At 32.2% G+C, this 12720-nt stretch carries 9 protein-coding genes; 3 read left to right on the top strand and 6 right to left on the bottom strand.

The features are described 5' to 3' along the window. Positions 1-26: 26 nt before the first annotated feature. The 6 genes from I6U48_RS06895 to I6U48_RS06920 form a co-directional block, all read right to left on the bottom strand. On the bottom strand, positions 27-1226 hold the full coding sequence (locus I6U48_RS06895; RefSeq protein ID WP_218319682.1) for a TolC family protein: 1200 nt from the start codon (positions 1224-1226) through the stop codon (positions 27-29). A gap of 36 nt (positions 1227-1262) precedes the next feature. Further along, complete coding sequence (locus I6U48_RS06900; RefSeq protein ID WP_218319683.1) at positions 1263-2453, bottom strand: TolC family protein; 1191 nt, start codon at positions 2451-2453, stop codon at positions 1263-1265. Positions 2454-2481: 28 nt separating this feature from the next. Then, on the bottom strand, positions 2482-2916 hold the full coding sequence (locus I6U48_RS06905) for a MarR family winged helix-turn-helix transcriptional regulator (protein WP_218319684.1): 435 nt from the start codon (positions 2914-2916) through the stop codon (positions 2482-2484). Positions 2917-3164: 248 nt separating this feature from the next. Beyond that, positions 3165-6701 carry a cell wall-binding repeat-containing protein gene (locus I6U48_RS06910; RefSeq protein ID WP_218319685.1) on the bottom strand — a complete coding sequence of 1179 codons (3537 nt, stop codon included), beginning with the start codon at positions 6699-6701 and terminating at the stop codon, positions 3165-3167. Positions 6702-7138: 437 nt separating this feature from the next. Next, entirely contained in the window at positions 7139-8527 is a 1389-nt protein-coding gene (locus I6U48_RS06915) for an Ig-like domain-containing protein (protein ID WP_218319686.1), read from the bottom strand. A gap of 191 nt (positions 8528-8718) precedes the next feature. Further along, entirely contained in the window at positions 8719-9558 is an 840-nt protein-coding gene (locus I6U48_RS06920; RefSeq protein WP_218319687.1) for an SLAP domain-containing protein, read from the bottom strand. Positions 9559-9761: 203 nt separating this feature from the next. Here I6U48_RS06920 and I6U48_RS06925 point away from each other — a divergent pair, with 203 nt between their 5' ends. From I6U48_RS06925 to I6U48_RS06935, 3 genes are all read left to right on the top strand, one after another. Further along, positions 9762-10616: a hypothetical protein gene (locus I6U48_RS06925; RefSeq protein WP_218319688.1), complete on the top strand. Its 855-nt coding sequence runs from the start codon at positions 9762-9764 to the stop codon at positions 10614-10616. 151 nt (positions 10617-10767) lie between these two features. Further along, a complete protein-coding gene (locus I6U48_RS06930; RefSeq protein WP_218319689.1) occupies positions 10768-11244 on the top strand; it encodes a hypothetical protein in 477 nt (158 codons plus the stop codon). Between the two features lie 153 nt (positions 11245-11397). After that, positions 11398-12705, top strand: a complete 1308-nt coding sequence (locus I6U48_RS06935) for a cell wall-binding repeat-containing protein (RefSeq protein ID WP_218319690.1) — start codon at positions 11398-11400, stop codon at positions 12703-12705. The last annotated feature ends 15 nt before the right edge of the window (positions 12706-12720 follow it).

Consider the following 12720-nt stretch of genomic DNA (forward strand, 5'->3'; position numbering starts at 1 on the left):
TTAAATAGCAATTTATCTTTATAAGTTTAGTAGTCTACTCCTGAAATTCCTATTGCTTGAGTAGAAGGTTGTGCTGAAGCATGGCCATCTAGCATATATTTAAACTGCTCTTGTATTATCATATATTCATTTGTTGCTCTTTGAGCTAAATTCTTCTGCTTTTCAAGAGCTAATTCCGCTGAATCCAGAGTTACCTTATCTATCATTCCATTATCATAATTACTTTTAGCTTTATCATAAGCATCTTGTACACTCTTTTCAGTTAAAAGTTCAGTTTCCACTGCATTTTCATCGCTCTTCAAAGTGTAATATTTGCTCCATAAATTTGCTAACGCATTAGAGTAAGTACTTGTTACACTGCCTTGAGCAGTTATTAAACTTGACTCAGCACTGCTAACGCCTCCACTGCTATTATTATCATATTTAACGTATAAGTCTTTTTGTCTCTGTACAATATCCAAACTAGTTTTTGCTTCAATTACACCATAGTCATTCTCCACAGCCTTATTAATTTTATCCGCTATGTTTGTGTCATCAAACTTAATATACTGTTTTTGTGCAGGATATAAGTTTAGATCCTTGTTTAAATCTATATTTAAATATTGCTTTATGGTTAATAGAGACTCCTCTATTTCGCTATTTATACTGTCTATTTGAGTTGTAAGCTGGCTTTTTTGTACATTTAATGAATTCAAAGAATCTGCAGTCGCTTGTCCTACATTTATCTGATCCTGTGTTTTCTTAATTTGTTCATCTATATTAACCAAAGTTTTATTAATATTGTCTATTTGATCTCTACAAGTTAAAACATTCAAGTACTGTCTTTGCATATCAAATTTTAGATTGTTAAGTCTTACATCTATAGCATACTTTTGATTCTTTACATTTTGCTCATCCTTTAAAGGTGTAATAGTCTGCTGCGTCTCAACTTGAAGCTTATTATCTAGACCTGGTGTATCAGTTTTAAGGGATGTAGCTACATTGTGATCTAAATCATATTGCTTGTTTAAAGGTACTAGCTTATCATTCATAAGCTTTATCTCTGTGTTGCTGGTCTCTATATTGTTTACTGCATCACCCATTGTTAAACTCACAGTAGCACTGTCTGTTTGTATACTAGTGCTAGTTCCAGTACTTGTAGTAGTACTCGCTGCAGCTGCCAAAGAAGTAGTCGATATACTTAAAGAAATAGCTAAAGCAACCAACAAACTTAATTTCTTTCTCATAATTTTACCTCCTATTTTTCACCATATTAGCTCTTTTTAATTACTTCCACTCTGACTTGTAAGACTTGATGCATCTGCACCAAGATTTGAGGCATAGCTAAGTTTTGTTTGTGCCAACCATATGTCTCTTTGGATTGACTTTATGGTATTTTCTTCATTCTTAAGACCTATTTGTGCTTTATCAAAGTCTATTTTACTTATCAAACCTAAATTGTAGCTTTGTGAAGCCTTATCATAGGTTCTCTTAGCTGAATAATACTTTTTCTGTTCAGGTTCCAACTTTTTGATTTGATTTTGCAGATCATTATATAAAGTATTAATTTCTATAGATATATCAACTTTATCTGTGTCCAATTTATTTTGTGCCTCGTCTATAGGATATTTGTACATTTTATATTGTGCCATATAATTATATGGGAATGCAGATCTTACAGAATCAAACTCCAATTTCTTCACATTAATATTCTCATTGTCATTTCTAAGTTCAACTCTATTAGTAAGTGCATCCTTTAAATATTCACTATATGTTTTAGGGGTTACTAGTGATGCTAACATACTAGTTGCATCTCCATTAGTCGTTGTAATTATATCTTTGCTCAAAAGCTCATCTGCTTCACTGCTTACATCTACACCTACAAGCTGATTAAGCTGCTTAATAAGTGCATCATATTGTCTTTGAAGCTTATTTAGGGTAGCTTGTTCAGCAACATAAGCTGCTTCACTACTCTTTAAGTCTACAGGTGATATTTGACCAAGACTTAACTGGAGCTTTGCTTTTTCATATTGCTGTTGTACATTACTAAAATTTTGTTTTTCTAAATCCAAACCTTCTTTAAGATTCATGAGTCCTAAATATACCTGATATACTCCTAATTTAAGCTGATTTTTCGCTACATCCTTTACATTTGTATATTGAAATATTGAATACTTATATTCTAACTGAGTAAAATCCCTTGCTTTAATAAGGCTTAATTTAGTATCGCCTTGAGTATAAGGTATCTTCGCACTATATGAAGAAGCGTTTCTAAGTGCATCATTATAGCTGTTTTGAGCTTTCTTAATACCTATATCTATCTTCTTAATGGAATATGAATTATCTATAGCCATGTTTATAACTGTATCCACATCTAGAGAACTTGGAACAGATACGCCAGCGGCAAAAACTGTTGATGAAAATAATGTAGTAGCCATGGCTGCGCTTATACAAAGTAACTTAAGTCTTTTCATGTAAAATTGACCTCCTCTATAAATCCTATTATAAGTTTTCTGTAATAAGTTTTTCTAATATTTTTAAACCTTTTAATACAGCATCAATTTCCTCATTACTAGCATTTTTAAATAGGTTTCTAAAACAATCCATATGATAATTTATAATTTGTTCTTCCTGTTCTAATCCTTTATCTTCTATGTATATAAATACCTTTCTTCTATCTTCTTCATCCCTCTCCTTTCTTAAAATCCCCAGATTTACAAGCCTGTCTACTATAACAGAAGCTGTGCTGTTTGGAATGTCTAATGTCTCGCTTATTTCCGTCAAAGTTCTAACTTTCCCAAGTCTCAGCTGATTCATTATCATTAATGCTGTTACTGTAAATTTTTTTGACTTAGTATTGCTGCTTAGTCTTCTATTTATTAACTTGGAAATAGAGTGGATTTCCTCTACCACTTCATAAACCTTATCATTATTCATACTATTTCCTTTCAATATTAAATATTTCAATCATGAAATAATTTTACCATAGAGACAGGATTATTTCCACATATATGTCAAAGATTCTTTTTGAACAATATGAGTATAAAAATTTACTTTTGTAACAGACTATTCATAAAATATCCATTTTATATAATAATGAAGACTCAAATTTATAAGAGTATAAAATTATAACAAAAAATAAAAAAACAGAAGCTTTCGGAAAAGCTTCTGTTTTTTACTCAAAACTAGTTTGTGCTAGCTGTTATAGTTACAGTTCTTTCTTTTAAATCATCACTTGATGGTACATAATTAGCATAGTTGCCATCAACATCTCTTTCAGTTCTAATTGATGCTGTGCTCTTAGCTTTTACACTGATTTGGTTAGTAAATGCTGCTATATTCTTGTTAGTGCTGTTGAATGTAAATACAGCAGTGTTTCCTTTTACTTCTACAGAATCAGCTTTTAAATCTGTTCCATTTGCTCCTGTGAAGGTAAAGTCGTCAGTCTTGATACCACTATTTACATCAATTATAGTATCAAAAGTTACATAAACTTTTCCACCATTTGCATCACTTGTTGCTGTCCAGTAGTCTGAAGTAGTTTTTGGAGCAGCTTGATAATCATATATAGTGTTTTGACTGTTAGCTGTTGCATTGGATAATTCTGCTATAGCTGCACCAGTTTCATCTGTTGTCTTAGCACTAGCTTTTATTCCAAGGTATGCATTTTGTCCTTGAGCTTTTATAAGATCTATCTTAGTTGTATTTGTATCATTATTTGTTTTTCCATTAGCAAAAGTTATTACTGGAGCTGCAGTCTTTTCAGCAGTAGTTGCTAAGTCTCCATCCTTAAATATAAGAGTTACTTTATCTCCTGAAACACTTGCACTAGTTGGAGTTACTCCTCCTAATGTAAAGTCACTTGAATTTAAGTTATCTATAGCCTTATCAAATTGTACATCAGCCTTTAGATCATCTCCATCATAGTAAACTTTAAGAACATTAGCTTTTACTTGTGTTCCAACTGAATTAATAGCTATTGTACTTGTATATGCTACACCGTCTAAAGAATTTCCAGCCTCATCCTTTACATTAGAAACTACTATTTTTAATACATCATTGGATATTCCAGTATTAGCAGTATTTCCTTGAGCATCAGCTGCCTTAACATGGTAGTTTGTTGGGAATTCAACTATAGCACTCTTGTTATCTCCACCTACTGTAATATTTACATCACCTGGTAATGCCTTAGTATCTCCTTCTCCATCTACAAACTTATAGTTATCTTTGTTTGTAAGAGTTGATGCATCCATAGCTTCAGTGAAGTAAATAACTACCTGGTCTTTTCCTGAAGAGCTATTTTGTTTATAGTATACACCTGTTGCTCTTGGTGCAACATCATCAGTACCAGTTAAAGTAGTTGCGTAATCCTCCATTGTGTTTGGTGTAGTTGCAGTATCTATTATATTTTTAATTGTTAGAGTGTAATTTGCTCCTGTTAATCTCCAATCATCATTAGAGTTTTGTGGGTTAAGCTTTGTTATTTTAATATCATAAGTATTTGTGTTACTTGTATCGCTTTGTCCACTAGTGCTATATATGCCAGCAATATGGCTAGTTATATTTATTCCTTTGTTATCTTCTAATTTGTAATTTGATTTATTTGTAGCATAAGAGTAATCAACATCTTTACTGAATCTTACACGTATAGTTTGACTGTCAATTATACCAACACTTGTAATTGTTGGCTTTGTTTCATCCTTAATATCATTGAAGTTAACTCTAGTGTCATCAGCAACCTTATTTCCATAAGCATCTTTAATATTATTGCTAACATAAAGAGTGTTTGCTCCTACTTGAATATTGCTTAGACCTTTTATCTTAATTGTGCAATCATTATCATCAGTATCGAAGCTAACTCCAGATAAAGTGCTTAATTTCACACCATTTAACTCATAGTTTCCAGCATCAAGAGCTGTCTTAGTATCCATTGGTCTATCAAAAGTAACGTGAACTTCTCCACTTGCAGTTTCTTCTATTGAAGTAATTGCTGGCTTAGTAGAGTTAGTATCTACTTTGAAACTTAAATTAGTTTCTTTTACTGAAAAACCTGCTGCGTCACTTAGTATTCCATTTGCATCTCCTGCTGATACATTTAGTGTATGATCACCAGCTCCTATAGGAGAATTGAAGTAGAATTGAACTTTATTTGCCCATGTATTAGTATCTACTTTAATTGAATCCTTAATCTTAGTTAAAGATGAATCACTATCTATTCCATAGTTGCTTATGCTTTGTCCATCAATTTTAAGCTTGCTTGCTATAGTATTTATATCTTTCATGTTAACAGCTTCTGAGAACTCTACAGTTAACTTGCTGTTTCCTTGTACAGTTACTGATTTTGCTGTAGGAACAGTAGTATCTGATAAAGTTATAGCTTGATCAAAGGAATCTATAGTAGTACTCTTATCTGCAGTTAAAATAGCCTTCTTAACTGTAACTGTTACATCATCATATTGTTTTCTTGCTTGAGCAAGTGTAATTAAAACAGTATTATCGTCAATAGCTTTAGCTACTGCACTGTTTGTATCTACTGCAGCACCATTTGCATCACGTGCTGTTAATTGAGTTCCATCTACTTTGTAGTTTGTTACATCTTCAGCAGAATCACTATCTACAGCTGTGTTGAAATGAACTTTAAATTGGTTAAGGTTAACTGCTTCTATTGATGCAACAGTTGCCTGTCCATTTCCTGTTTGATTGTTAACTGCTTTATTTATAGCATCTACTGTTTTATCTGAAACAACACCTGTTCCACCTATAACATTAAGATCTGTTGTCTTTGTTGCATTAGTTTTAATATAGTCTACAGCATTGTCTGTTGCAGTTGCATCCTCTTTATCAACCAATACTAGTGGTGCTGCTGATTTTCCAGCTAAAGCTGAAGCTACTAAAGCATCTGCGTATCCATCATCATTTGTGTTGTAACTTGCAGTTGCAACATATAACTTATCCATTTTAACAGAATCCTTAAATGCTGCTAGAACTTTTAAGTTAGTATCAAATCTATCTTGTCCACCATCTACTCTTGTACCACCAAAAGAATTTAGAATAGTATCACTTATAACATTTTTAGTTCCAACTACAGTAACTTTTGAATTGTTTTCCTTGATAAAGTCAAGTACTGGCTTTATGTAGTTAGCATCATTCATTCCTAGTAAAAGAATTTGTCCTTTAGCTGCTGCTATTGGAGCTACTGAAAGAGCATCAGAGAAACCTTCTCCCCCAACCATCATTACGTTACTTGGGTCTACACCAAGATCAACCAATTTTTGAGCTACAGCTGCATTTGTCTCATATCTGTTTGCTCCCCCAAGCTCTATTAAAGTATAGCTTGATTTTAGTTCATCTCTTACAGCCTGTGAAACTGAAGCATCTCCTCCAATTACATATATGTTCTTAGCTTTTAATGTGCTTAATGCACTTTCTGTATCTTTACTTAATTCTCCTGCTGTAGTTAAAAGTATTGGTGCATTTAATTTTTTAGCTAATGCTGAAGCACTTACTGCATCCGCATAACCTTCACCAGAAACTAATACTACATTGTCATTAGTTGTCCAATTTGTTGTAGCAACCTTAGCTGCTGTTGCATATCTATCAGCCTCTCCTATTCTTGTAACTGATCCTGATGCTGCTTTAGCTGGACCTGCTGATAAAGCTGTAGTTAAAACTACCGACATAAGCGTAGCGCTTGCAAGTACTTTTGTACTTTTTTTACTCATAAAATACCCTCCTGTTGTTGAACCAGTCGTTCAACCTAACTGTTATTTTTGTTTAATTATTAGCAAAATATATACGGCCTTCAATTTTAGTAATTTGATCTACATCCTTAAGTACGTATTGTACTGCAAGTTTTCAGTACGTAGGTACTGTGAACTTCATGTAGTGATTTCATTTTAATCCTCAAATTTGGGATTTTCAATGTATCAATTGATGTAAATTATTCAACAATAAACCATTTCTGAATAATTGCTGCAATGATTCTTACATATTATATTCGCTGGTACTATTTCTTAGGAAACAAATCTCCTAACCTATTACATGAAATCTAATATCATACAACAAAATATTATATATATTTTTATCTCTTCAGGATTTTCGAATTAACCCCATGAAAAAAACAGGGGTCTTTGGCAAAACCCCTGTTTTTCTATATATATTATTTAATTGTAACTGACATTTTTATATTAGGAGATACATAAGACGCATAATTACCGCTTTGATCTTTAATTCCTCTTATATCTGCTGCTGATGCTATTCTTAAATCTATACTCGTATTTGATGCGAAGGATTGAGCAGTATCACTATCATTCATATCACAGGTTAAAGTTATTTCATTAGTATTTGAATTGATCTCAGCTTTACTAACTTTCAAAGAAAGACCATAATCACCAGTTATAAAAAAATCATCTGTTTTAATTGGAGAATTAGAATCTATATTTTCATCAAACTTAATAACAATACTTCCGCTGCGTGTTGCATAACATTTATCTGAAACTATTTTTGGTGCCAATAAGTACTGATAAACCTTTACTGGTGCTATATAATTAATCGTCACTCCGTTTGAATCTTGGGTAGTTGGGCTTTGTATACTTGAAAGCAATGCGTTAACTCCCTGAGCCTTTATAACATCAACTTTATTTAATCCATTACTATCTTTTGAGTCTGCTTTGAAAATAAGTGAAGCTGTTTTTCCTGAAAACTCAGCATAGTCTGGCTGCTCTCCTGCAACAGTAAAATCTGAATAATTTACTTGTCCAAGTTCCTTGTCAAATTGAAATTCTGCCTTAATATCATTTCCAAAATAGCTTAGCTTAAAAGAGTTATTTTGCATTGAAGCTTTAGTGTTATCTGTATTAGGAGCATACTCAAAACTTAATCTAGTATCCTTTTCAAGTCCATTTCCATAAGTATCTACAACGCTGCTATCAATATAAAGTACATTAGTACCTGTAGTGAAATAACTTTTAAGGTTATTTAAAATTATTGTCATGTTATTATTCTTAATTCCGAAATCACTTTCCTTAAAGCCCATATCACTTAAGCTTCTGCCGTTAATCTCCCACTTTGAACTAACAAAAGCGGACTGCTGGCTCATTGGTCTATCAAAATTAACATATATATTTCCCATAGTATCTAGTTGTACACTGGAAACCTTAGGATTAGTGCCAGATATTTTTTCCGTAGTGAAACTTAAACTATACTTTTTACCATTGCTCAAAAATAGCTTTAAAGTATATTGAGAGTTTTCACTGTAAGGATTTACAGGTTGTACAGTTATACTCTTATCTGACATATCTACAGTTACAGGTATAAACTGCGAGTCTTTTTGGATAACCACAGCCTCAATCTTATCCGTTGTTGCCTGACTATTAAAATTTATAGTCCATTTCTTATTTAGGCTTACATCACTTTGAGATGGAAGCTGAACAAATTTATTGCCATTGTCTGCTGTAGAACTTGCCTGTACTTTAACATTCGTTAATGAACAAAAGCACAGCAAAAAAGCACATAGAAATAGATACACTCTGTTTTTAATAATTTTCATTTTTATCCCCCTTATCTATAATATTACATATTATTTCTAAAATGTAATATTGATTATTAATAATCAAATGTTTCCATAATGTAAATTATAGTACTTTTTAAAAATAATGTAAACTTGTTTACCTAAGGCTTATATTAACAATTTGTAAAATAAATCAAACAAAAAAACAGAGGGCTTTATACCCTCTGTTTTTATGTTGTTTGAAAAACTACTTTCCATTTATCAAGTGATATAGTTTCATCTAAGGTTACTTCTGTATCAAAGGCCAATGTAAGCATCTTAGCCTTCATTGCAGAAACTTCAAAATCACCTAATTTAAATATTCCTGAAGCCGCCACATTATTATTCTCATCCTTAAGAGTTATAGGCATTTCCTCTACTCTTACAGTCTTATTGCATCCATTTCTAGCCATCAAAGTTATAATTATTTTACCATCATTTGATAAAGCTACATTGAATTTTGAAAAACTCACATTTCCTTTTTCAATTCTTGGGAGCTCCCTTAAAAACTTTTCAAATAACGGTTTAAGTTCTTCCATAGATGGGTCAACTGCTTCCAGCTCTATGTCAGCATAATTTACAGCTTTAACTTTTGCATCAAATATAATTTTACAATCTCCTGAAGAGAACTTCTCCATATCTACTTCAGACTTAGGAAAGGAAACTTTCCAAGGTCTCGCACCACAGGGTGGTATATCTCCCATCTCTCTTAAATCAAATATTTTCTTCGCTAGTATCTCATTTTGTGAATTTGTCATAACTAACGGTACATACTCAAAATTCACTTTTCTAGTGAAGCCATTTCTAAAGTAAACCTTTGCTTCTATTTCATTCTTATCTTCATAAACATAAGTAGTTGCTATATTTATATCATTTTCTTTGACTGGTGCAAATTCATCCAGTTCTTCATTCATTATTTCCTTTTGGACATCTGATACTATGTTTTCTTCTCTTTCAGTTAGTGATAATTGTAATTCTACAGCTTCGCTATCTTTTATGTTATCAAGTTCAGTTTTATCTTCTTTAGACATTCCATACCTCCATAATGTTTATATGTAAAGTTAACTTTAGTATATCATGAATACAGCATAAACCCAAAGCCTTATATTGTAAAATTATCTTGAACTATACAATTAAGTAATTATTCTAAATAATTGACTGCTTAAAATTAATATGATAAATTTAGATTTGTATAAGATTAAAAGTTACTAAAATATTTAGGAGGCCGATTGTAATGAAGAAAAAAGTTATAGCCATAGTTATACTACTAGCCCTTGTAGTATCTGTTGGAATCTTTATGTTTAATAAAAATAGTGCAACTAAAACAAATGCAAATTCTAAACAAATAGACTTTAAAATTAAATCTGCTTTTGCAGATGTTGATTCTGATATGATAATAGAAAATACTCCAAAAGAAGATACTGACAAAAAATATGATTACATATTCGTAACCTTTAGCAATGTAGTTGTAGATACAAAAAAAGATGATTCATCTAATCCTCTTAGCGCAAAAAGCTATACCTTTGATAATAACGCCCTTCCAAAGGGTACTGTAGTGACTCTTAAAGACGCTAATCAAGTCATGATTGAACTTCCAAATGGATATTTAAAGGGTGTTAACGCTCCTCATTCCTTAAAGGTATCAAAGGACTTAAAGGATAAGGATGGACAAACTATAAAGGACAGCTTAGAGATTAAGCTTCCGTACAGTATTTCCTCTACAACTAATTCTAACAAACAAACTGAAAGCAATACTTCAACTAAAAAAGAAAATACTACTGATAACTCACAAAAAAGCGATGATAAAAAAAGCGACAATAAAACCAGCAGCAGTTCAGAAAAATTAAATAGTACAAATTCTGATATGCCAAAGTACTCAGTTAAAATCATGAATACTGTTCCTCAAACTACTATTGTTGCTGTTACCTTAGATAGCTCTAATCCAGAAAATTACAAAGTATCTGTGGCAGGTTCTAACTTAGAACTAAAAACAAGCAATAAAGGTGAAAAAGTATTTGTAGGGAGCACTGACAAGCAATACAGCTTTGATGAAGTTAATAAACTAATTAAAATAGAAAAAGCTAAATAATTGAACGGGGGTTGTCGCACTTAGTAAGTACGACAACCCTTTTTTTACTTTTTATGTATGAAAAAGTACATGCTAATACCTTTTATTAGTATTTTATGATAAAATATATTTAAATTCTTTATTTATATAAAAATTAATAGGAGGGTATTTTATGAAATTAAGTAAAAAACTTGGTCTTGCATTAGCCACTATTATTACATCTTCATCAATATTACTTGCAACAACTACAACTGCTCAAGCAAAGTGCAGCTCTATAGTAATATTAACCAGCAGCGGCAGTTACTATGAGTACAGCTTTGCAGACTTAAAGACATCTGCTGCGGCATATGTTTTGGGAGATACTGTTAATGGTGCTTTATATCAACATTTTGCAGCAAATAGAGCTTCTATAAATGCATATCATGATGATGCAAGAAATGTTTACGTAGCAGCATCTACTGTTAATACTAAAGCTGCAACCACTGCAGCATACGGAGGCACTTTTGATTTCAATTCTTATTTAGAAAATTCATCTACGCCTTCAACTACAGTTACTGCTAAACAAGTAAAAAACAATTCTGGTACTATTACTATTGACGGAGCTGCAGATTCTACAGAATCTGATTTTGATGTAATATCAATCGAATAATTTATGATTTCTTTTGCATGCTAAGGATTGTAAAAGAAGTTATATCTGGTTATGAAATCCTAAACTGCTACTGATATTAAGTAGAAATTATATACTATATACTATATAATTAGGATAGGATTGATATTATACGAATTTTGGGAGGATTTTTACATGAATAAAAAAATTAAATTATCAGCTTTAGCAAGCGGTACACTTATGTCTTTAGTTTTAACTACAGCTTTGTCTGCTGGCTCAGTTAAAGCAGCAGCAGGTTCAGTTACAAGAACAAGTGGAGCGGACAGATATGCAACAGCTGCACAGGTTGCTACAACAAATTGGACAACTAGTGATAACGTAGTGCTAGTTTCTGGAGATGGATATGCAGATGCAGTAAGTGCTTCAGCATTAGCTAAAAAACTAAATGCTCCAATACTTTTAACTACAGCTGCATCCTTGAGCACAGATACTTCTAGTGCACTAAGCACCTTGAAAGCTAAAACTATATATGTAGTTGGCGGAGACGCTTCTGTTTCTCAAGCTGTAAGAACTCAATTAAAAGCTAATTATACTTTGGTAGAGCTTAGTGGCTCTAATAGATATGAGACTAATGCAGCTGTAGCTGAAAAATTAGTTGAACTTGGAGTAGATCCAAGTAATGCAATGATGGTTGGTGGAGAAGGCTTCTCTGATGCTCTTTCAGTTGCTCCAATAGCTGCAGCTAAAGGACAAATACTTTTATTAGGAATGAATGATGCAAACTACATAAAGCCAGTACTTGACTTTGTTAAGAAAAACAATACAAAAGTTACTGTAGTTGGAACTAGTTATGTTATAAATGATACAATATACAATAGTGTTAACCCTGTAACTAGAGTAAATGGTGGACAAGACCGTTTTGACACTAACTTAAAAGTTTTAGCAGCTTTCAAAGACACTGTTAAAACAGATAAATTATATATTGCAAATGCAAGCGGAAATGGTTATGCAGATGCTTTGGTAGCTTCAGCTTTAGCTGGAAAGACAGCTGCTCCATTGGTATTAGTTGACAGCGAGAATTCTCAAGCTACTTCAAATGCTATTGATTTTATAAAGGCAAATATTTCTGCAACTTCTGATCTTCAAGCTGTAGGCGGCGTTGGTGTGGTTTCCGAAAATCTAATAGGAAAAATAAATGCAGTAGTTCCTGCTAACAATAACAATAATAATAATAATAATAATAACAACAACAATAACAACAATAATACAAACACTGATACTACTACTCCTAAATATACTGTCCTTGATACAAATACTCAGATACCTTTTACTACTATAGTAAAACTATCCCTAGATACAACAACACCTGAAAAATATAACGTAACAGTTAACGGTGTTCAAGCTACACTGAATACTTCTTCAAGCGGTCAAAAAGTATTCATGGCTCAGTTAGACGACACATACACTCAAGACCAACTTAAGATTACTGTAAGTGCAAAATAATAAAATAAAAAGAAT

The sequence above is a fragment of the Clostridium thailandense genome, assembly GCF_019207025.1.
Lineage (GTDB): Bacteria > Bacillota > Clostridia > Clostridiales > Clostridiaceae > Clostridium_AM > Clostridium_AM thailandense.